17 protein-coding genes are annotated in these 20565 nt (G+C 74.9%); 6 read left to right on the forward strand and 11 right to left on the reverse strand.

The annotated features are described in order from the left end of the window. Positions 1–32 precede the first annotated feature (32 nt). Positions 33–680 (reverse strand): hypothetical protein, encoded by a 648-nt coding sequence (locus V6U88_RS08860; RefSeq protein WP_334451461.1) that lies wholly within the window; start codon positions 678–680, stop codon positions 33–35. Then, positions 613–1245, reverse strand: coding sequence for an RNA polymerase sigma factor (locus V6U88_RS08865; protein WP_334451462.1), 633 nt, complete (start codon positions 1243–1245; stop codon positions 613–615). The genes V6U88_RS08860 and V6U88_RS08865 overlap by 68 nt, the downstream gene beginning before the upstream one ends. 111 nt (positions 1246–1356) lie before the next feature. Here V6U88_RS08865 and V6U88_RS08870 point away from each other — a divergent pair, with 111 nt between their 5' ends. Then, on the forward strand, positions 1357–2433 hold the full coding sequence (locus V6U88_RS08870; RefSeq protein WP_334451463.1) for an adenosine deaminase: 1077 nt from the start codon (positions 1357–1359) through the stop codon (positions 2431–2433). On the opposite strand, the gene V6U88_RS08875 is transcribed toward V6U88_RS08870, so the two are convergent. Beyond that, entirely contained in the window at positions 2434–2952 is a 519-nt protein-coding gene (locus V6U88_RS08875; protein WP_334451464.1) for an ATP-binding protein, read from the reverse strand. Between the two features lie 277 nt (positions 2953–3229). Between V6U88_RS08875 and V6U88_RS08880 the strand changes: the two genes are divergently transcribed. The 4 genes from V6U88_RS08880 (at position 3230) to V6U88_RS08895 (ending at position 8251) form a co-directional block, all read left to right on the forward strand. Further along, on the forward strand, positions 3230–6775 hold the full coding sequence (locus V6U88_RS08880; RefSeq protein WP_334451465.1) for a sensor histidine kinase: 3546 nt from the start codon (positions 3230–3232) through the stop codon (positions 6773–6775). Next, positions 6772–7176, forward strand: a complete 405-nt coding sequence (locus V6U88_RS08885) for a roadblock/LC7 domain-containing protein (RefSeq protein WP_013283992.1) — start codon at positions 6772–6774, stop codon at positions 7174–7176. Before V6U88_RS08880 ends, V6U88_RS08885 begins: the two co-directional genes overlap by 4 nt. 102 nt (positions 7177–7278) lie before the next feature. After that, complete coding sequence (locus V6U88_RS08890) at positions 7279–7656, forward strand: DUF742 domain-containing protein (RefSeq protein WP_334451903.1); 378 nt, start codon at positions 7279–7281, stop codon at positions 7654–7656. A gap of 1 nt (position 7657) precedes the next feature. Beyond that, complete coding sequence (locus V6U88_RS08895; protein WP_334451482.1) at positions 7658–8251, forward strand: GTP-binding protein; 594 nt, start codon at positions 7658–7660, stop codon at positions 8249–8251. A gap of 194 nt (positions 8252–8445) precedes the next feature. On the opposite strand, the gene V6U88_RS08900 is transcribed toward V6U88_RS08895, so the two are convergent. From V6U88_RS08900 to V6U88_RS08910, 3 genes are all read right to left on the reverse strand, one after another. Continuing rightward, positions 8446–9672, reverse strand: coding sequence for an ABC transporter substrate-binding protein (locus V6U88_RS08900; RefSeq protein WP_334451483.1), 1227 nt, complete (start codon positions 9670–9672; stop codon positions 8446–8448). Between the two features lie 132 nt (positions 9673–9804). Further along, positions 9805–12450 carry a transposase gene (locus V6U88_RS08905; RefSeq protein ID WP_334451484.1) on the reverse strand — a complete coding sequence of 882 codons (2646 nt, stop codon included), beginning with the start codon at positions 12448–12450 and terminating at the stop codon, positions 9805–9807. A gap of 41 nt (positions 12451–12491) precedes the next feature. After that, positions 12492–13433 carry a DNA primase gene (locus tag V6U88_RS08910; RefSeq protein WP_334451485.1) on the reverse strand — a complete coding sequence of 314 codons (942 nt, stop codon included), beginning with the start codon at positions 13431–13433 and terminating at the stop codon, positions 12492–12494. A 118-nt stretch (positions 13434–13551) separates the two neighbouring features. On the opposite strand from V6U88_RS08910, the gene V6U88_RS08915 reads away from it, so the two are divergent. Further along, the gene (locus V6U88_RS08915) at positions 13552–13893 is read left to right on the forward strand and encodes a PadR family transcriptional regulator (RefSeq protein ID WP_334451486.1); all 342 of its coding nucleotides are present in this window, start codon (positions 13552–13554) and stop codon (positions 13891–13893) included. A gap of 97 nt (positions 13894–13990) precedes the next feature. Here V6U88_RS08915 and V6U88_RS08920 read toward each other — a convergent pair whose 3' ends face one another. The 5 genes from V6U88_RS08920 to V6U88_RS08940 are packed head-to-tail and all read right to left on the reverse strand — an operon-like array spanning position 13991 to position 20498. Then, entirely contained in the window at positions 13991–14662 is a 672-nt protein-coding gene (locus V6U88_RS08920; RefSeq protein ID WP_334451488.1) for a permease prefix domain 1-containing protein, read from the reverse strand. Positions 14663–14720: 58 nt separating this feature from the next. Then, positions 14721–16556, reverse strand: a complete 1836-nt coding sequence (gene cydC / locus V6U88_RS08925; RefSeq protein ID WP_334451490.1) for a thiol reductant ABC exporter subunit CydC — start codon at positions 16554–16556, stop codon at positions 14721–14723. Further along, positions 16553–18232 (reverse strand): thiol reductant ABC exporter subunit CydD, encoded by a 1680-nt coding sequence (gene cydD / locus V6U88_RS08930; RefSeq protein ID WP_334451491.1) that lies wholly within the window; start codon positions 18230–18232, stop codon positions 16553–16555. Before cydD ends, cydC begins: the two co-directional genes overlap by 4 nt. After that, on the reverse strand, positions 18229–19236 hold the full coding sequence (locus V6U88_RS08935) for a cytochrome d ubiquinol oxidase subunit II (protein ID WP_334451492.1): 1008 nt from the start codon (positions 19234–19236) through the stop codon (positions 18229–18231). The genes cydD and V6U88_RS08935 overlap by 4 nt, the downstream gene beginning before the upstream one ends. An 11-nt stretch (positions 19237–19247) precedes the next feature. Beyond that, positions 19248–20498 (reverse strand): cytochrome ubiquinol oxidase subunit I, encoded by a 1251-nt coding sequence (locus tag V6U88_RS08940; protein ID WP_334451493.1) that lies wholly within the window; start codon positions 20496–20498, stop codon positions 19248–19250. Between the last annotated feature and the right edge of the window lie 67 nt (positions 20499–20565).

A 20565-nucleotide genomic window follows, 5' to 3' on the forward strand; every position in this document is an offset into this window, starting at 1 on the left:
GCCGCGACAGTGGACCCGGTCGACGGGTCGGCTCAGCGGGGCGTGCTCGCTCCCGGAGTCGGCTCGTCGAACGACCGGTACGCCCCGGCGACCACGCAGCGCGGCCCGGGCAGCCGGTACAACCCCCAGCCCGCCAGGTAGCTGCCGTTCACCTCCTGCTGGCGCAGGTGCACCGCGAGCATCAGCCCCGCCGGAATCCGGTCCGGGTGGATGCGCAGGACGGTGCCGGGTTCGTTGAAGGTCACGGCGGAGTCCGGCCCGAACCCGACCGGCGGGTCGAGCCCTACCCCGGTGCCCCGGTCCTGCGGCGGGCAGGCGGCCTCCGGCACCGTCTTGACGAGGGTCGCCCGGGCGCCGATCCGGCGCAGCTCGTCGTTGGCCCGGGTCGGGTCGGCGGTGTCGGCCTCCGTCACGGTGACCGCGCCGTCGGGAGCCGACGTGGTCGCCGGCGGGGGCGCCGCCGGGACGGTGGGCCGGTCGGGCCGGCCGGCGACCACGACCGCCGTCCCGGTCGCCGCCAGCGTGGCCAGCCCGACGGCGACCACGGCGAGGCGTCGGCGCATCGCAGTCACCGCTGGCCGCCGCGCCGGGGCGATCTCCCGCAACAGCGCGTCACGGCGTACGCGGACCCGTTCGGCGGGCAGGTGCGGCAGGTCCGGGCGGAGCGGACTGTGGTCCATCGGGTCGGTCCTCCATCGCGAGGTCGGCGAGCACGCCGGTGCGTAGCTGACGGTGCGCCCGGGCCAGGCGGGACTTGACGGTGCCCAGCGGGATGCCGAGCGTGACGGCGGCCTCGGCCTGGGTCTGTCCGAGCCAGACGCAGGCCTCCACCACCTCCCGGTCCCGGCGGGCGAGCCCGGCGAGGTGGCGGTGCACGGCGGCGACCCGTCGCTCGGCGTCCACCCGCTCGACGACCGCGTCGGCGTGGTCGGCGGCGGGCTCGGGCGGTGGCACCCGGTCCAGCGCGGCCCGGTGCCGCCGCAGCGACCGGTGGTGGTTGCGGCTGACGCCCAGCGCGATGCCGTAGAGCCAGGGCAGGACGCTCGCGCCGTACGGCACCATCGCCCGTCTTCGCCGCCAGGCCTCCAGGAACACCACCGAGACCAGGTCCTCCGCGGCCGACCACGCCCCCGTACGCCGCAGGCAGTAGCCGAACACCGCGTCCGCGTGCCGCTCGAAGAGCGTGCCGAAGGCCGTGGTGTCACCGTCGAGGCTCCGGGCCCAGAGCTCTCGGTCGTCAGTCATGTCGCGCCCTCCCTGCCCCTGTCATGTCCGTACGGGGCGGTGCGGTTCACGCCGACGCGCCGGCCCGGCGGTCCCGTCCCGGCACGGCCGGGGGCTGGCTAGGGTCTGAGCATGGTCGCAATCCGATACGAGGACATCGTCAAGGTCCCCAAGGCGCTGCTGCACGATCATCTCGACGGCGGCCTGCGGCCGGCGACGGTCGTCGAACTCGCCGCCGAGGCCGATCACGAGCTGCCCACCACCGACCCGGAGGCGCTCGGCCGCTGGTTCGTGGAGGCGGCGAACTCGGGTTCGCTGGAGCGCTACCTGGAGACGTTCGCGCACACCGTCGCCGTGATGCAGACCGCGTCGGCGCTGCGCCGGGTGGCCCGGGAGTGCGCGCTCGACCTGGCCGCCGACGGCGTGGTCTACGCCGAGGTCCGGTTCGCCCCCGAGCAGCACCTGGAGCAGAACCTCACGCTGGACGAGGTGGTCGCGGCCGTGGTGGAGGGCTTCGCCGAGGGCAGCGCGGAGGCCGCCGCGGCCGGCAGCCCCATCCGGGTGGGCACCCTGCTGACCGCGATGCGGCACGCCGCGCGCTCGCAGGAGATCGCCGAGCTGGCCGTGCGGCACCGGGACACCGGGGTGGTCGGCTTCGACATCGCCGGCGCCGAGGCGGGCTTCCCGCCCACCCGCCACCTGGACGCCTTCGAGTACCTGCAGCGGGAGAACTTCCACTTCACCATCCACGCCGGCGAGGCGTTCGGGCTGCCCTCGATCTGGCAGGCGATCCAGTGGTGCGGAGCGGACCGGCTCGGCCACGGGGTGCGGATCGTCGACGACATCACCACCGGCCCGCAGCCGGTGCTCGGCCGGCTGGCCGCGTACGTGCGGGACAAGCGCATCCCGCTGGAGCTCTGCCCGTCGTCGAACGTGCAGACCGGCGCGGTCGCGTCGATCGCCGACCACCCGATCGGGCTGCTGCGCGACCTCCGGTTCCGGGTCACGGTCAACACCGACAACCGGCTGATGAGCGGCACCTCGATGTCCCGGGAGATGGCGCTGCTGGCGGAGGCCTTCGGCTACGGCTGGAAGGAGTTCCAGTGGTTCACCATCAACGCCATGAAGAGCGCCTTCATCCCGTTCGACGAGCGGCTGCGGATCATCGACGAGGTGATCAAGCCGGCGTACGCGAAGCTGCTGGCCTGATCAGTGGTGCGGGTGGCTGGCGACCAGGCCGGCCACCCGCCGCAGCACGTCCCGCGCGCGGGCGGCCTCGGCGCCCAGGCCGGTCTGCCGGCGCAGCACCGCCGGTTCGGCGCGCAGCAGGGCCACCCCGCGCCGCAGCAGGACCTTCGGCGCCTTGCGCTGTTCGGCGAGATCACGGGTCAGCCGGCGGATGAAGGTCGTGCCGCGCGGGCGACGCAGCGCGTACGCCCCGGCGAGCAGCCCCCGGCGGCGGCACTCCTCGACGATCTCGGCGGCGAAGATCCCTTCGGCGACGAAAAGTGGCGATCCGGCCACCTCGAATGGCCGGGTGGCCACCCGTCGGTCGGCACCGATCGCATAAACCGGCACTTCGGCCTTGCCCTCCTGGGCCAGTCGGGCAATTGTGTCCACGGCCGTCACGGCATCCCAGGACTCGGGCGAGTCCCAGTCCACCAGTCCGTTCTGGCGCGGCAACGTAGGGTCATCGCCGTCCTTGTAGAAGTCGTCCAGACACAGCACCGGAAGTCCGGTTCGATGCGCTATATACGACTTTCCCGAGCCGGAAGGGCCGGCGAGCAGGACAACGCGGTGACGGTATTCCATTACGTTCGGTAACTCCGGCCAGACGGATTGCTATCAAATTGCTTCAACATCTCATCACACCTTCAGCGACCGCCAACCTGGGCTTTCTCTTTCAGGGGCGGCGTGATGGAATCTCGGGGGTCCGACCCGCCGGGTCGGTCGCTGGGCGTTGCCCGTGGCAACGCGGGGACGCTGCAATCGCGAGGACGGTGACGTGAGCAAACGGCCGAAGACGGCGGGCTCCTTCCTGTCGCGTCTACGCCGGCCGGCCGGCCGGCTCCGCGACATGCCGATCTGGTCCAAGCTCGGTCTGATCATGATCGTGCCGACCATCGCCACGGTCGTCGTGGGCACCAGTGGTCTGGTGGACCACCTGCAGACACTCAACAATGCCAACCGAGCGGGTGACCTGGCCAATCTGATCGGGTACTCGGGTGACCTGGTCAACAGTCTCCAGGACGAACGCACCTCCGCCGTGCTGCTGCTGGGAGCCCCCAAGGGGCAGCCCCGGGACCAGTACCAGGAGGCGTACAACCGGATCAACCAACGGGTCGACCAGGCCAAGGCGCCGTACTCGCGGCAACGGCTGGAGATCGAGGATCTCCCGGCCAGCTTCGAGACGCTGCTCGACCGGATCGACAAGGAGCTGAGCGACCTGCCCGGCACCCGGAGCCAGGTCTACAACGGCAAGCTCAGCCTCAGCAACGCGGTCGGGTCGTACCAGGACCTGATCGACCAGCTGATCAGCGTCCGGGACTCGGCCACCCAGCTCGCCGGCGACAACGACCTGAGCGACCGGATGCGCGCCTCCGCCGCGGTGGCCCGGGAGAAGGAGTTCCTGTCGCTGCGCCGGGTGGCGGTGCACCGGGTGCTCCTCCGGAAGTCGTACATCGCGCCGTTGCGCGACGACTTCATCGCCAGCGAGAAAGGCGAGGAGCTGGCCCGGCGGACCTTCCAGTCGGTCGCCAACCAGTCCGAGCACGAGCTGTACCAGCAGACGGTCGCCGGTTCCGACCTGCGCCAGGCCGAGACCTACAGCGGCTTCATCAAGTCCCGCGACACCGAGAGCATCGACGGGGTCGAGTTCGGCAGAGACCAGTGGGACGCGGCCATGGTGGCCAACGCCGCGCTGATCCGTACCGTCGAGGTCAAGCTCGACGGCAAGGTGGTCCGGCAGGCCGAGGACCTTCGCTCGGACGTGCAGCGCCAGGTCTTCCTGGAGACCGGCCTGCTGCTGAGCATGCTGCTGCTGGCGATCCTCTTCGCGTACCTGGTCGCCCGGTCGATGGCCCGCTCCCTGCGCGACCTGCGCCAGGGCGCCCTCTCCATCGCCCAGTACGGCCTGCCGCAGGCGGTGGCCCGACTGCGCGACCCGCAGGTCAGCGGCCAGCTCTCCCCGGCGCAGCTGGCCAACCAGATCGCCGAGCCGCTGCCGGTGCGCAGCAAGGACGAGTTCGGCCAGGTGACCGAGGCGTTCAACGCGGTCCACCTGGAGGCGGTCCGCACCGCCGCCGAGCAGGCCGCGCTGCGTTCCTCCGTCGCGACCATGTTCGTCAACCTCGCCCGCCGTTCGCAGATCCTGGTCGACCGGCTGATCGGCCACCTCGACCGGCTGGAGCGCGGCGAGGAGGACCCGGACCGCCTGGCCGAGCTGTTCCAGCTCGACCACCTGGCCACCCGGATGCGCCGTAACGACGAGAACCTGCTGGTGCTCGCCGGGGCGGACTCCACCCGCGTGCAGCGCGAGCCGGCCGCCCTGATCGACGTGCTGCGCGCCGCGCAGTCCGAGGTCGAGCACTACACCCGGATCGAGTTCGGGATCATCGACCGGGACATCGAGGTCGCCGCGCACGCGGTCAACGACATGGTGCACCTCGTCGCCGAGCTGTTCGACAACGCGACCGCGTTCTCGCCGCCGGATTCGCAGGTCATGGTGGAGGCGCGCCGCATCGGCGACCGGGCCACCCTCTACGTCGAGGACCGTGGCATCGGGATCAGCCCGGAGCAGCTGGGCGACCTCAACGAGCGGCTCGCCACGCCGCCCCAGGTGGACGTGGCCGTCTCCCGGATGATGGGCCTGGTCGTGGTCGCCCGGCTGGCCTCGCGGCACGGCGTCAAGGTCGAGCTGCGTCCCGCTTTGGACCGTGGCACGGTGGCCGAGGTCACCATGCCCACCTCCGTGCTGGTGCCCCGGGCGCTCACCGGGCGCGGCCAGCCGGCCCCGGCGCTGCCCGCGGCCACGCCCGGCCCGCAGCAGTCCGGCCCGGTTCCGACCTTCGGCGCGCTGCCCGCGCTCGGCAACGGCCCGGCGCCGGCGCCGCGTACCGGCGAGTCCGGCAACCAGGTCACCCTCGGTGGGCGGCCCTTCGACCCGGCCCCGCAGAACGGCTCGCCGGCCAACGCCGGCGGGGGGCGCTCCATGCCGGCCTGGTCGGACCTGACCGGCGCCAGCGCGCTCAACGGCAACGACACCTTCGCCCCGCGCCCCTCCAACGGCCAGCAGATCGACCCGCTGCCGCAGCGGCGCTCCGGCGACATCGACCCGGTCACCGGGCAGCAGCCGGTGGTGCCGCGGCAGCTGCCGAGCAGCCCGGAGGCCCGCCCCTACAGCGCGCCGCCGGTCCCGCCGGTCTCGGCGCCCCCGCTGCCGCCGGTCTCCGGCGCCCCGACCTCCGGGTACCCGGTCTCGGCCTCGCCGTACTCGGGTCCGCCGGTCTCGGCCTCGCCGTACTCCGGGCACCCGGTCTCCGGTCAGCCGTACTCGGGTCAGCCCGTCTCGGCCGCCCCGGTCTCCGCCCAGCCGGCGTCCGCGCCGCCCCGGCAGAACCCGCCCGGCCCGGCCGCCCCGCCGGCCTGGCCGCCGGTGGCCAACCCGGAGCCGGCCGCCCCGCCGGTGCCCGAGCGGCTCGCCGCCGCGCTGGACATGACCACCGAGCTGCCCCGGGTGGCGCGCCCCGAAGCGAGCCAGTCGACCGCGCAGCCCGCGGCCCCGGCCACCCCGCCGGCCGTGCGGCAGCCGACCACGCCGCAGGCGCGCGCGGCGCAGCCGGCCCCGGTCAACCGGCCGCCGACGCCGCAGGAGACGGCCAACCGGCAGCGGTACGCGGACGAGACGATGGAGCTGCCGATCTTCCGGGAGCTGGAGTCGGCCTGGTTCCGTACCCGCAAGCCGGGCCCGGAGGAGGCGGCGGCCGCCGCCGCCAAGCCGGCGGCCAACGGAACCGCGACCCAGCAGATGTCCGCCGTCGACGCCGCCGGTCGCCCCGTCCCGAACACCGCAACACGGACGACAGGTAACGCACCGATGGCAAACACTCCGACGGCCGGAGGGGCGCCCCGCGACAACGGGTCGACGACCAACGGAGGCGCCCGCCCCGGTCCGGCCGAGGCCCTGCCCAACCGCCGACCCACCCCGCAGTCGGCCGGCTGGCAGACCGCGGCCGACGACGGCTGGCGTGCCGCCGTGGCGGCCTCCGAGGTGCCGGTGGCGGCCACCACCCAGACCGGCCTGCCGAAGCGGACGCCGATGGCCCAGCTCGTTCCGGGCGCGGTCGAGAAGCCGACCACCTCGGTGCAGCGGCGTACGCCGGAGGCGGTGCGCGGTCTGCTGTCGGCCTACCATCGCGGCGTGCAGCGCGGGCGCAGCAACCCCTCGGACAGCAACCCCACCAGCTCGGAGGCGACTCCGGGAGGGCAGCAATCCCCGCAGTCGGGCTCCGGCCCGGCGGCCGGGAGCGGGCAGAAGGAGCAAGAAGGATGACAACTACGCAGGATCTCGGTTGGCTCCTCGCCAACTTCGCTGACCGGGTGCCCGGTGTGGCGCACGCGGTCGCCGTCTCCGCCGACGGCCTGCTCCTCGCGTCGTCACGGGACCTGCCGCGGGACCGAGCCGACCAGCTGGCCGCCATCGCCTCCGGTCTGGTCAGCCTGACCCAGGGCGCGGCGCGCTGCTTCGAGGGTGGCGCGGTGCTGCAGACCGTCGTCGAGATGGACAACGGCTTCCTGTTCCTGATGTCCATCTCCGACGGATCCTCCTTCGCGGTGCTGGCCGCCCGCAGCTGTGACGTGGGCCAGGTCGGCTACGAGATGGCCCTGCTGGTCGACCGGGTGGGCGACGCGCTGACCCCGCAGCCCCGCACGGCCGTCGGGATGATGGGCTGACCGAGCTGACCACCTGGTCGGCACGGCAGCAACGACACGACAAGAACGACGGGTTCCACCGGGCGCGAGCCGGTGCCGGGTACGAAGGAGGTGAGCGGCGACATGGTTGATCGTGACGAACCGACCGGAGCGTTGGTCCGTCCATACGCCGTGACCCGTGGTCGTACCCGTCCCCGGCTCGACATCGCCATGGAGGCGCTCGTCGAGACGACGGTGCGCGGTCGCGCCGCTGCCAGTGGCAACGGCGGTCAGGGCCGTGAGCACCAGTACATCGCCGCGCTGTGTGACGGACGCGTGCAGTCGTTGGCCGAGATCGCGGCCCGAATGCAGCTTCCGTTGGGTGTGGCCCGGGTGCTCATCGCCGACATGGCGACGGATGGCCTGGTCGCGGTCCACGAGCCGACCATTCTGGACGACTCCGACGACGCGGTGGGCACTGAACTGCTGGAGAGGGTGCTGAGTGGACTTCGCAGGCTCTGACATGTCGCACCGGCCGTCGGCCCCGAGCGGGCGCGTGACGTCGGCGAAGATCGTTATCGCCGGTGGATTCGGCGTCGGCAAGACGACGCTGGTCGGCTCGGTCTCGGAGATCACGCCGCTGACCACCGAGGCCATCATGACTTCCGCGGGCGTGGGCGTCGACGACACCCGGCAGGTGCCGGGCAAGACGACGACCACCGTGGCGATGGACTTCGGCCGGATCTCGATCGACCGGGACCTGATCCTGTACCTGTTCGGTACGCCGGGCCAGACGCGGTTCTGGTTCATGTGGGACGAGCTGGTACGCGGCGCCATCGGCGCCGTCGTCCTGGTCGACACCCGCCGGCTGGCCGACTGCTTCGCGGCGATCGACTTCTTCGAGCACCGGCGGCTGCCGTACCTGGTGGCCATCAACTGCTTCGACGGGATGCAGTACCACGACCCGCAGGACGTCCGGGACGCGCTGGCGATCTCGACGGACGTGCCGGTGGTGGCCTGCGACGCCCGCAACCGGGAGTCGACCAAGCACGTGCTGATCTCGCTGGTCGAGTACGTGCTGACCATGCGTCGTTCGCGCGCGGTCGCCCCGGCCTGACCGGTCTCGACGCGCCCGGTGGCGGCTTCGGCCGACGCCGGGCGCGTCTGCGCGTCCACGACCGGTCGGTGACGCGACATGCCGACGGCAGCTGCCCGCTGAATCGGTCCGCAGTGGAGGCAGCGCAGCCCCGAGCGCCGGGGAGTGCCGGTGCCCGGGGCTGCGGGTGAAAAGAGGGGTAAGACGGGCCGGGGTCAGGAGACCCGGGCCCAGCCGCCCTGGGTGAGCTGGTAGACGCCCAGCGAGTCGCGGTCCATCCCGCCGTGCCGGATCGGCGCGAAGGCGTACCACCCGGCCATGCCCTCGGTCACCTGCGTCTGCAGGTACGCCCGCAGTCGTCCACGGTCGACGCTGCCGGCCAGTCGGGCCGCGTCGGCGATGACCTGGAGGGCGTCGGAGGCGTACGGGGCGAAGCCGCTGAACCCGCCGTACTGCTGGATGTAGCGGAACACCAGTTCGCGCCGGGCCAGCGCGGCCATGGTGGTGCCCATCAGGGTGGAGTCCGCCAGGCAGGCCGGGTGCACCGCGTACGCCCCCTCCACGGCGGCCGCGTTGCTGCCCTGCACGGTCTCCTCGGCGACCGCGGCGGCGTCGAAGAAGAGCGGACCGCGCCAGCGTGCCCGGCGCAGCGCGCGGGCGGCGCTGCCGCTGTCCGGTGCCGCCCCCCACACCACCACGCCGTCGGGATCACCGGCCACCGCCTCTCGGGCGGCGGAGGTGAAGTCGGCGCCGGTGCGCGGCAGGCGTACGGTGCGGTCCAGCTCGACCCCGACGGCCCGCAGCGCGGCCGCCACAGCGCGGACGCCGGAGTCGCCGTGCAGGCCGTCGGCGGCCAGCAGGGCGACCCGCTCCAGCCCCTTGGCGCTGATCAGCCGGGCCAGCCGGCGGGCGACGTCCACCGCGTCCGGCGTGAGCTTGTAGATGAAGGTCCGCTGCGCCAGCGGCAGCACGATGCCGTCCCCGGGCGCGAGCGAGACGAACGGGGTCTGGAGGCGCTGGGCCACCCCGACGACCGCCATGGCGGTCTCGGTCAGCGTGGTGCCGAGCAGGGCGTGCACCCGGTCCTGGCGGATCAGCTCGGTGGCCTGCCGGGCGGCCAGGCGCGGATCGCTGCGGTTGTCCCGCACCAGCACCCGTACGCTCCGGCGCTGGTTGCCCACCTGCACCCGGTCGACGTTGAGGTCCTCCAGCGTGATCTGCAGGGCGCGTTCCTGCATGACCCCGAGGGCGGCGCCCCGGCCGGTGAGCTCCAGGCTGACCCCGATCACCAGCTCCGCGCCGCTCGGCGAGGCGCTGCCGTCCGGCTCCGCCTCGTGCTGCGTCTCCGCCTGCCCGCAGGCGCTCAGCAGCAGGCTGCCGACCGTCGCGCTGAGCACTCCCCGGCGGGTGAGCGCAGAGGAGCCGGTTGCCGGTGTCGCCATTGGAGTCGCCTTCCCACCCCGGCGTCACCTGCCGCCGACGGTTCCGCCGGTATGGCTCCGGCCACCCTGACCCGGCGTCAAATTATCCGGGTGTGGGCAGAAACAGGCAGGTGGGAGGCGCTTTATCGGCGCTCAGGAACGGTAGCCGGCGGACCGGAACTCGTACTCCCGGTCGTCCTCGCGCTCGGCCGGATCGCGGCTGAAGTCCCAACCGCCGGCCGACTCACGACCCGGGCGCCCGCCGACCGCGAACCCGCCGATCTCCTGCCCGCGACGCCAGCCGCGGAAGTAACCGGTGGTGTTCTCGGCGAGGCTCGCCGCGTCCCGGACGATCCGGAGCGGACGCTCCTCGCGCAGCGGCGAGCCGGGCACCAGGTTGGCCTGCGGGACCCGCTTGGGCAGGCCGGCGGAGGTCTCCGCGCCGACGGCCGGGCGGGCCGCCTGCTCGGCAGCCTGCCAGCCGGTGTCCGCCGTGGTCGACCAGTCCAGCTCGGACTCCTCCTCGGCGTGGCCGACGAACCAGGCGGACCTGGCCTGCGCGAAGATCAGCAGGTCTCCGTCGCCCTCGTCGGAGATCGGCGGAGGCCGGTGCTCCATCGGCGCGGGGCGGCGCTCGGCCGGCTCCGGCCGGTGCTCCGCCGACTCCGGACGGCGCTCCGGGGACGACCGGTCACCACGGGCGGCGCGCCCGGAACGGCTCGCCTCCTCCCGGTCGACCAGCCGCAGCGGGGGCGTCTCCAGCCGCGGGTCGGTGCCCGGGGCCGGGGCGTCGCGCAGCGCGCGGTCCGCCAGCGGCGGCGGCTCGACCAGCCGCAGCATCGGCGGCTCCGGCGGCAGGTCGTCGGCCAGCCACGGCGGGGTGACCCGACGCTCCGAGCCCGGGTCGGTCGGCGCGTCCACCTGCCGGCCGGCCCGCTCCCCGTACGACGGGACGACCGGGTTGTCGGCGGAGCTGTCGGCCGGGTCCTCCGGGTTGTTGACCAGCGGCCAGTTCGCCCGGGAGCCGGGCGGGGCGGACTCCGCCTCGGGGCGCGGGGTCGGCACCGGGACGCTCAGGTCGGTGGCGCTGAAGCCACCGGTGGGCGCCGACGGCGCGCCGTTGGTCTTCGGACGGGGCGGGATGACGGTGCGCTGCCGCTCGGCGCGGGCGTTGTTGATCGCCGCCGTGGTCAGGGTGGGCCGGAACGGCTCGCCCGCCTCGGCGGGGGGCACGTTGCCCCGCTGCGCGGGCGCGATCGGCGTGATGCCGGGCGGCGGCGGGGGCGGCGCGGAGACCGGGCGGTTGGTCGGGGCGTCGACGCCCCGCCGCACCACCGGCATGCCCGGGTCGGTGCCCCGGCGCACGGCGGGCATGCCCGGATCGGTGCCCCGGCGGGCGGCCGGCATCGCGGGGTCGGTGCCCCGGCGCACGGCCGGCATGCCCGGGTCCGTGCCCCGGCGGGCGGCCGGCATGGCGGAGTCCGTGCCCCGGCGCACGATGGGCATGGCGGGGTCGGTGCCGCGGCGCACCGCGGGCATGGCGGGGTCGGTGCCGCGGCGCACCGCGGGCATGGCGGGGTCGGTTCGCGCGGGCGGAGCGGAGGTCGGGGTGGCCGCGGCGGCGGCAGGGGTGACCGGCGCGGGGGCGACCGGCGGCGGCGCGACCGGGGCCGGTGCGACCGGCGGCGGACCGAGCGGCCGGGGGGCGGGCGGCAGTGCCCCGCCGGAGACCGGCTCGGGCCGGCTGCGCCGGCCGGTGGGGGTGGGACGCTCGGATTCGGCCGGCCGGACGGGACGCAGGCCCGCCGTGCCGCCGTCCAGAGGGGACAGCTCGCCGACCGGCTCGCCGCGCCGGGCGGCGGCCCGCCGCCCGGGTGCCGGAGCCGGCGTGGTGACGCGGGCGCTGAGCGCGCCCACCAGGGCCTCGCAACCGGCGTCGCAGGCCCGCACCGAGGCGACCGCCTGACGGACGGTCTCCGCGACGGCGGAGGTGAGCGCCCGGTTGACGGTGGCCCGGCGGGGAGTCTCGGAGATCGCCACCCGCAGGGCGGTGACCGCGGCGTCGATCTCGTCGGCCTCGGCCACGCCGTCGGCGGCCAGGTGCGCGGCCACCGCGTCCGCGGCGACCGCGACGTCGCGGCCGTGGGCCGTCGTGCCGGCGAGCATGCCGGGCTCGGGGAGGGCGTCGAGCACCGCGAGCGCCACCGGCTCGGCCGGGTCCGGGTACGCCCGGAGGGCGGCCGGGTAGAGCTCGCGCAGCACCTCGCGCAGCGCCACGGCGGCCGAGTGGCGGCCGGTGGACAGGGCGGCGTGCGCCGCGAGCACCTGCTTGAATCCGGCCAGGTCCCGGGGCGCGGGCAGGGTGACCGCGGAAAGCGCCCCGGCCTGAAGGGCGCGGGCCAGGCCCACCGCGCGCCGCTCGGCCGGCGGAGACTGCATCTCCTCCAGGGAGTCGTCGTCGGCGAAGCGCTCGGCGAAGTCGTCGACCGAGTCGTCGTCGGCGATCGCGAGTGGACGCCCGGCGGCGCTCAGCAGCGAGGTGACCGTGTGGTCGTCGCTGTCGGCCGCGATCGCCGCGCCGCTCGGCCCGCCCGACCGCTCCACGAGCAGCGTGACCAGCTGGGCGTAGCCCGTCGGGTCGTCACCGATCTCGCAGACATGCAGCAGACGGCCTGCGTCGTCGACCACAGCGGACGTCAGCGTCGAACCGGCCGATGCCGATCGGTCGGCCGGATCCGCCGAGGCCAGACCGCAGTACACGCGCACGAGCGCCACGGCGTCGTCCTCCTCCCGGGACACAGGTCTTTTCTCTGCCAGAGACTGATGCTCCCCGCTCGGGGTCAGTCGCGCCAGTCCACGACAGCAGAGATCTTGCCGACAATGGTGCGCCAACCCAAACTTGCGGTTTGTGCCCCGATTTTCTTGAGCCGCCGCCGGCCGAGAAAAGCACCGATTCCGCCGTTGACAGACGACCGCAGCGCCTCATCGAGGTCGTCCAGACTGGAGCCGGCGGAGAGCATGTCGAGCACGGCCGGTAGCCGCAGCGCGTACGACAGGTCACGCGCGACCTCGCCGGCCTCGATCAGCAGCGTCGGGTCCCACGTGTCGTGCCCGCCGCGCAGGTTCTCCACTACCAGGTCCAGCTCGTACGTGTCCTCGTCGAGTGGCGCGATGTCGGCCGGTTCCACCCGTTCGGACAGTTCATTCCAGCTGTCCAGTTGCGACATGTCGTTGGGCGCGCCGGAACGGATGAAACTGACCAGCGCCTCGGGGGTCTTGAAGAGCAGCAGCCGCCCCTTGTGGGTGAGGAAGAGCGGCACCTCCTCGTCGCCCGCCGCGTCCTCCTCCTCCGCCTCGGACTCCTCGTCCTCGGCGTCGGCGTCGCGCTTGCGGCCCTTGGCCCGGCCCTCCTCCTCGTCCTCCTCGGCGGAGAGCGCGGCGAACTCCTCGTCGAGGATCACCACCTCCTCGTCCTCGCCGTCCTCGGTCTCCACGACCTGGCGGCGGGCGAGGAACGGGTCGTCCTCGTCGCGCTCGGCGACGTCGGTCGGGGTCAGCTCCCGCGCCGGCCGGTACGCGCGCAGCGTGAAACCGGTGCCGGCGGGGAGGGCGATCTCCACCGGATCGATCCGCAGCTCGTCCCAGAGGGAGCGGTCGGCCGAGCCGCGCTCCACCTCGGGCTCGACCGGCCCGTCGATGGCGTCGAGCTCGGGCTCGTCGGCGTCGGGCCGTTGGGGCGACTGGCGGGCCACGCTGACCTCCGTGTGCGTCGGGTTGCCCACTCGCCGACGCTTCCGGTCGGCCAGTGACTCTGGGCACATACCCTAGTGGGCAGCCCGGCAGGACCGGACCCCGCACCCCGCTAGCGATCCGTGCGCCGGACAAGTAGCGTTACTACGCATGAGGGCTCAGGCGCTGCACGGACACCTCGACGCGCTGCTGCTCGCGGTGCTGGAGCAGGGCGCACTGCACGGCTACGCCATCATCGAGGCGCTGCGGGCCCGCAGCGACGGCAACCTGGACCTGCCCACCGGCACCATCTACCCGGCGCTGCGCCGGCTGGAGCGGGCCGGGCACGTGGCCAGCTCGTGGAGCACGGTCAGCGGTCGGGAGCGGCGCACCTACGAGCTGACCGACTCCGGTCGCCGGGCGCTGGCCGGCGAGCGGGCCGGCTGGCGCGAGTTCAGCGCCACCGTCGGCCGGTTCCTCGGCCCCGACGCGCCCCCCAGCGCCCCGGCCTGACCCGCAGGGTGGCCAATCGCCTCCGGCTCCCCACCCCACCCGCCGTCGTGCCGGCCGTGAGCGCTGGTGCGGCCCGGGGCCGGGCGCGACGGGTGGGTCAGCGGGCGGCGCGCAGCCAGCAGCGGGCGGCCCGGGCGAGGGAGCAGTAGCCGGCGCCGACCAGCAGCGCGCCGATGATCATCGGAGGCCAGGTCAGGGCGGCGTCCCAGAGCTGCACCGACCAGGCGAACAGGGCGACCCCGACGGCCGCGCCGAGCGCCAGCGCGCCGGTCAGGCCGAGCCCCACCAGCCGGCCGGCCACCGGCACGTCGGCCCGACCGCGCCGCGCCGCGCCCGCCCCGAGCGCCAGCGCGGCCAGGGCGAAGCCGGCCACGCCCAGCCAGACCCAGTTCACCGAGGCGGAGAGCAGCAGGTAGCCGGCGGGCGGTGGCGGGCCGCCGCTCCAGCTGGAACCCTTCCAAGTGAGGTCGCCGGCGACCAGCAGGACCAGGGCCACCGCGAACGCCCGTACCGACAGCCCCCGCAGCGCCGCCGCCGCCAGTTCCGCCTGGTAGGCCGGCGCCAGCTGGGCCGGCGCGCCGAACTCGGCCACCGCCCGTCGCTCCGCCTCCGCCGCCGACAGCCCACCCTCCCGGTACGCCTCGGCGGCGTCGTCCAGCGCGTGCCGCAGCTCGACCATCAGCTCCGCCTTGAGCCGGGCCGGCCCGCGCAGCCGGTCGTCCAGCTCGCGCAGCCGGTCGGCCACCCGTACCTCGTCGCACCCCCGCATGGGGCCACCCTGCCACGCCGGACCGGTCCGCGCGTCGGGGAGATTCCCGGAACCGGTCTCAGGGGGTCAGGGCGAGATACCCGCGCTCGGCCGCCGCCTGGAGCAGCCACTGGTCGCGGTACCAGCCGGGGGCGGCCACCAGCTCGGCGTGCCGGCCGCGCTGGCTCACCCGCCCGGCGTCGAGCACCACGATCTCGTCCAGCCCGTCGAGGCCGCTGAGCCGGTGGCTGATCAGCAGCACGGAGTGCCCCGCAGGGGTGGCGGCGAGCGCGGAGGCGAGCACCGCGTCGGCGGCGGCCGGGTCGAGCCCCTCGGTCGGCTCGTCCAGCACCAGCACGGGCGGGGCGGCGAGCAGCGCCCGGGCCAGGGCGAGCCGCTGCCGCTGCCCCCCGGAGAGCTGTCCGCCCTCCTCGCCGACCACCGTGTCCCAGCCGTCGGGCTGCTCGCGTACCCAGTCGAGCAGGCCGGCGGCCCGGGTCGCGGCGGCCAGCTCCTCCTCGCCGGCCGCGGGGCGGCCGAGCAGCAGGTTGTCCCGGACCGAGGCGTGGAAGACGTACGCCTCGGCGAGCAGCCCGCCGATCGCCCGGGGTACGTCCTCCGCCGGGTACGCCGACAGGTCCACCCCGTCCAGGGTGACCCGGCCCGCGTCGGGGTCCACCGCGCCGGTGAGCACGGCGGCCAGGGTGCTCTTGCCGGCGCCGCTCGGGCCGACCACGGCGACCCGACGGCCGGCCGGCAGGTCCAGGTCGAGCCCGTCCAGGGCGGGGGCGGCGCCCTCCCGGTAGCGCACGGTCACCCCGTCGAACCGCACGTCGTGCGTGGGCCGGGCGGCCAGCGTCGCGCCGCCCTCGGTGCCGGTGGGGGGCAGGGGAGTGTCGAGCAGCGTGGCGACCCGGGTCAGGCCGGCGCGCAGCTGGGTGCGTTGCCGGGCCGCGCCGACCAGGGCCAGCGCGATCTCCACCGCGGCGAGGGTGCCGACGGCCAGCACGCCGACCAGCACCCCGTCGACCCCGGCGCGCAGCGCGGCGAGCACCACCCCGGCGGCGGTCAGCCCGGCGACCAGCACCCCGGCCGCGTCGACGGCGAACCCGGTCACGGCGAGCCGGCGTTCCAGCCGGGCCAGCCGGTCGGCGCGGTCGGTCGCGGCGCGCAGCGCGTACCCGGTGGCGCCGAAGGCAGCCAGGTCGGCGGCGCCGTGAGTGAGGTCGACGGCGTCGGTGGCGAGCGCCCCGCGCAGCGGCGCGACCTGGTCGGCGGCCCGCCGGGTCAGCGCGGTGGCCAGCGCGGGCAGCGCGACCCCGGCGACCAGCAGCCCCGCCGCGAGCACGCCGGCGGCGGGGAGCGAGACCAGCGCGGCCCCGCCGACGGCGAGCAGGCTCACCAGCGCGGCGGCGGCCCCGGGTACGAGCACCCGCAGCAGCAGGTCCTGAACGGCCTCCACGTCGGAGACGAGTCGGCTCAGCGCGTCGCCGGAACGCTGGGCGGCAGGCCCTCGATGGGCGGCCAGGGTGGCGAAGACCCGGGCCCGTACGTCGGTGATCATTCGGAGCACGGCGTCGTGGCCCGCGAGCCGTTCGGTGTAGCGGAACACGCCCCGGCCGATGGCGAGCGCCCGGACGGCGACGATGGCGACGGTGAGGCGGTCCAGCGGTGGCCGGCCGGCGGCGCTCATCAGCAGCCAGGTGGCGGTCGCCATCAGCGCCAGGCCGGCGAACTCGGTGGCCGCGGCGAGCAGTCCCGCGCCGATGAGCCGACCCAGGTACGGCCGGGCCAGCCGCAGCACCGTCCGCTCCGCGCCGGGCCGGGCCCGGGTGGTGCCGCCCGAGCGCGGCAGCTCGGCCGGGGTCGGGCCGCCGGTGTCCCGGCCCTCGGGGCGGACTCCTCCGGTGGTCATCTCCTCGCCTCCGTGGCGGGTGTCGGGGTCAGCTCGGTGACCCGGCCGTCCTCGACCCGCAGGATCCGGTCGGCGTCCTCCAGCAGCGCCGGCCGGTGCGCGACGAGCAGCGCGGTACGTCCCGCGACCAGTCGCCGGGTGGCGGCCAGCACCACGGCCTCGCTGGCGCTGTCGAGTCGGGCGGTGGGCTCGTCGAGGAGCACCAGCGGGGCGTCCCGGAGGAAGGCCCGGGCCAGCGCGACCCGCTGCCGCTGCCCGCTGGACAGGCCGTGGCCGCGCTCGCCCAGCGTGGTGGCCAGCCCGTCGGGCAGGTCCGCGACCACCTCCTGCAACGCGGCGTCGGCGACCGCGTCGGCGAGCGCCGCGTCCGGGGTGTCGGGGGCGCCGAGGCGGATGTTGTCGGCGAGCGGCGCGGCGAAGAGGTGGGCCCGCTGCGGTACCCAGGCAACCTGCCGGCGCCAGGCGTCGCGGTCGACGTCGGCGAGGTCCACGCCGTCGACGGTGACCCGGCCGGAGGTGGGGGTGACGAAGCCGAGCAGCAGGCCGAGCAGGGTGCTCTTGCCGGCGCCGCTGGGCCCGATGACCGCGATCCGCTCACCGGGCCGGATGGTCAGGTTGACCTCGCGCAGCGCGGTGGTCCGCTCGTACGCCACGGTCACGTCCGTGAAGCGGATCTCGCCGCGGCCGTCCGGCGCCGGGACCCGCTCGCCGGCCGGGGCGGCGGCGGCCGGGGCGGCCGAGACGGTCAGCGCCTCGTCCAGCGCGGTGAGCCCCTCCATGCTGGCGTGGAACTTGCTGCCGGCCGCCCGCAGCGGCAGGTACGCCTCCGGCGTGAGCAGCAGCACCAGCAGCGCGGTGGAGAGGGTGATCCCGCCGCTGAGCAGCCGGATGCCGACCGGCACCGCGACCAGCGCCACCGACAGGGTGGCGACCAGCTCCAGCACCAGTGCGGAGAGGAAGGCGATCCGCAGGGTCTTCATGGTGGCGACGCGGTGCCCGTCGGCCATCCGGCGCACCACGTCGGTCTGGGCCCGGGCCCGGCCGAAGGCGCGCAGCGTGGGCAGCCCGGCGACCATGTCGAGGAAGTGCCCGCCGAGCAGCGACAACCGGCGCCACTGGCGTTCGGTGGCGGCCTGCGCCTGCCAGCCGAGCAGCGCGCCGAAGACCGGGATCAGCGGGATGGTCAGCGCGATGATCAGCGCCGAGCCCCAGTCGGCGAGGACCAGCCGGGCCAGCACGGCCAGCGGCACGGTCACGCTGAGCACCAGCTGCGGCAGGTAGCCGGTGAAGTAGGCGTCCAGCGCGTCGAGGCCCCGGCCGGTGAGGGTGGCGAGCTGGCCGGCGCGCTGCCCGGCGACCCAGCCGGGCCCGTGCCGGCCGACGGCGGCGAGCAGGTCGGCGCGGAGCGTCGCCTTCACGGTGGCCGCCGCCCGCGCCGCCACCGTCCCCTGCGCCCAGGCGACCGTGGCCCGCGCGCCCACGGCGACGACGAAGCCGGCCAGCGCGGCCGTGTCGAGCCGCCCGTCGATGGCGGTGGCCAGCACCGCGGCCAGGGCGGTGGCCTGCCCCACGACCAGCAGCGCGGTGAGCCCGCCGAGGATCGCGAGCACGGCGAGGTCGCGCCGGGCCCCGGGGACCCGACGCAGCAGACGCGGGTCGAAGGGACGGCGGTTCACCAGTACACCGGTGCCCTGCCGTCGGTCCGTCCCCGGAACACCCACCAGCACATCGCCTGAAAGCCTAGTAGGGCCGGCAGGAGCGGCAGCGCGAGCCAGCCCAGCAACCGCAGCGTCGGGCCGCTGGCCGCCGCGTCGGCCACGCTGAGGGAGGCGGCCGGGTCGACGGTGGAGACCAGCACCCAGGGCCAGAGCGTCGCGCCGACCAGCGCCACCGGCAGTGCCAGCGCCGCGCCGGTGGCGGCGAAGGCCACGCCGGGCCGCCCCCGGCCCAGCGCCGCCCGCGCCACCAGCAACGCCGCCACCAGCGACAACGGCAGGAGTACGCCGACCAGCGGCCGTGCCGCGGCGGCGCGTACCCGCTCGGAGAGCAGGCCCAGGACGGTGGCGGTGGCGACCGCGGCGAGCGCCACCGGAACCAGCCGGCGGGCCAGCCGGCCGACCGCCGCGGCGTCGGCGGCCGGCAGCCGGAGGGTGAGGAACGTCGCACCGTGCACGGCGACCAGGGCGAGCATCGCGAGCCCGGCGGCGGCGGCGAACGGGGTGAACAGGTGGCTCACCCCGGCGACGTGACCGTCGGCGTGCCGGGGCACGCCCTGGAGCAGCCCGCCGAGCAGCGCGCCCCAGCCCAGCGCGGCGAGGGCGCTGCCGGCGACCACCACCCGATCCCAGCGGGCGCGGGCCGCCTGGGCCGTCGGCCGGCTGCGCAGCTGCACCCCGGCGGTCACCAGGATCACTCCGACCAGCGCCCCGACCACGGCCGGGTAGAAGCCGGAGAGCAGCTCGCCCTCCAGCGTGGGGAAGGCGCCGAAGAGGATGCCGACGGCGGCGACCAGCCACACCTCGTTGCCGAGGAAGAACGGCCCGAGCGCGGTGAGCGCGGCGCGCCGGCGGGCCGGGTCGGTGCCCCGGGCCAGCAGCAGCCCGACGCCGTAGTCGTAGCCGCCGAGGACCAGGTACGTGGCGAAGAAGAGCCCGAGCAGGGCGTACCAGGCGAGTTCCACGGTCGTCTCCCTCAGGCGAAGGCGGGTTCGGGGCGGGCGTCGTCGTCCCGACCGCCGGGCGGGCGGCCGAGCGCGGGGTCGGCGGCGCCCCGGGCGGCGTGCCGGGCGAGCAGCGTCCAGTTGGTGACGGCGAGGGTGCCGAGCAGCAGGCTGAAGCCGATCAGGGAGGCGAGCATCAGCCCGGCGTCCACCCCGGAGACGGCCTGCCCGGTCGGGAGCAGCCCGTACGCCACCCACGGCTGACGGCCGACCTCGCGGGCGATCCAGCCCAGGATCACCGCGACGAAGGGCAGCGGCAGGGCGAACAGGATCAGCCAGAGCGGGAAGCGCAGCCGGATGACCCAGTCCCGCCAGAGCAGCGGGAGCAGCAGCCAGACGCAGCCCAGGGTGAAGCCGATCAGGATCATGAAGCCGAGGCCCACGTCGGAGAGCACCGGCGGGCTGTAGTCGCCGGGGCCGAACCGGGCGGTCCACTCGGCGACCAGGGCGTCCGCCTCCGGTCCGCCGCCGAACTTGGTGGGCTGCACCTGCCCGACCGGGCCGAACTGGGCGAAGCCGAAGCCCTGCACCAGGGTGACCGCGATCGCGGCGGTGACCAGACCGATCCGCAGCGAGGTGCGGAACAGCGCGAAGTCCGGCGTCCGGCGGATCAGGTGCCAGGCGCTGACCGCGGCCATCAGCACCCCGCCGGTGAGCAGCGCGGCGGCGACCACGTGCCCGAACGCCATGCCGAGGGACGGGTTGGTCAGCAGCGCGGTGAAGTCGGTGAGGTGGGCGACGCCGTCGCGCAGCTCGTAGCCGACCGGGTTCTGCAACCAGGAGTTGGCCACCATGATCCAGAACGCGGAGGCGTACGCGGTCAGCGCGACGCCCCAGAGCAGCGCGAGGTGTACGCCCCGGCGCAGCCGGTGCCAACCGAAGATCCACATGCCGAGGAACGTGGACTCCAGGAAGAACGCGACCAGCGTCTCGATCGCCAGTGGCGCCCCGAAGACGTTGCCGACGTAGCGCGACAGCCCGCTCCAGTTCAGCCCGAACTGGAACTCCATCACGATGCCGGTGGCGATGCCGAGCACGTAGTTGATCACGTAGAGCTGGCCCCAGAAGCGGGTCAGGCGCTCCCAGGCCGGGTTGCCGGTGAGGAACCAGGCTGTCTGCAGACCCACCAGCAGGGTGACCAGGCCCAGCGTGACCACCACGAAGAGGAAGTGGATCGAGGTGGTGGTGGCGAACTGCAGGCGCGCGAGGAGCAGGGTGTCCATGACCGCTCTCCAAGGGGTTGACTCGCTTGTCGTAGCGATCCTACACGTAGCTTCTCTACCTATCTCT

The organism is Micromonospora sp. CPCC 205739, from assembly GCF_036906795.1.
Lineage (GTDB): Bacteria > Actinomycetota > Actinomycetes > Mycobacteriales > Micromonosporaceae > Micromonospora.

Coding starts and splice junctions, on each gene's coding strand:
- V6U88_RS08890 (WP_334451903.1), top strand. CDS start 7,279: ATGGTTGATCGTGACGAACCGACCGGAGCGTTGGTCCGTCCATACGCC.
- V6U88_RS08940 (WP_334451493.1), bottom strand. CDS start 20,498: ATGGACACCCTGCTCCTCGCGCGCCTGCAGTTCGCCACCACCACCTCG.
- V6U88_RS08920 (WP_334451488.1), bottom strand. CDS start 14,662: ATGCGGGGGTGCGACGAGGTACGGGTGGCCGACCGGCTGCGCGAGCTG.
- V6U88_RS08860 (WP_334451461.1), bottom strand. CDS start 680: ATGGACCACAGTCCGCTCCGCCCGGACCTGCCGCACCTGCCCGCCGAA.
- V6U88_RS08915 (WP_334451486.1), top strand. CDS start 13,552: ATGAGGGCTCAGGCGCTGCACGGACACCTCGACGCGCTGCTGCTCGCG.
- V6U88_RS08900 (WP_334451483.1), bottom strand. CDS start 9,672: ATGGCGACACCGGCAACCGGCTCCTCTGCGCTCACCCGCCGGGGAGTG.
- V6U88_RS08895 (WP_334451482.1), top strand. CDS start 7,658: ATGTCGCACCGGCCGTCGGCCCCGAGCGGGCGCGTGACGTCGGCGAAG.
- cydC (WP_334451490.1), bottom strand. CDS start 16,556: ATGACCACCGGAGGAGTCCGCCCCGAGGGCCGGGACACCGGCGGCCCG.
- V6U88_RS08885 (WP_013283992.1), top strand. CDS start 6,772: ATGACAACTACGCAGGATCTCGGTTGGCTCCTCGCCAACTTCGCTGAC.
- V6U88_RS08865 (WP_334451462.1), bottom strand. CDS start 1,245: ATGACTGACGACCGAGAGCTCTGGGCCCGGAGCCTCGACGGTGACACC.
- V6U88_RS08870 (WP_334451463.1), top strand. CDS start 1,357: ATGGTCGCAATCCGATACGAGGACATCGTCAAGGTCCCCAAGGCGCTG.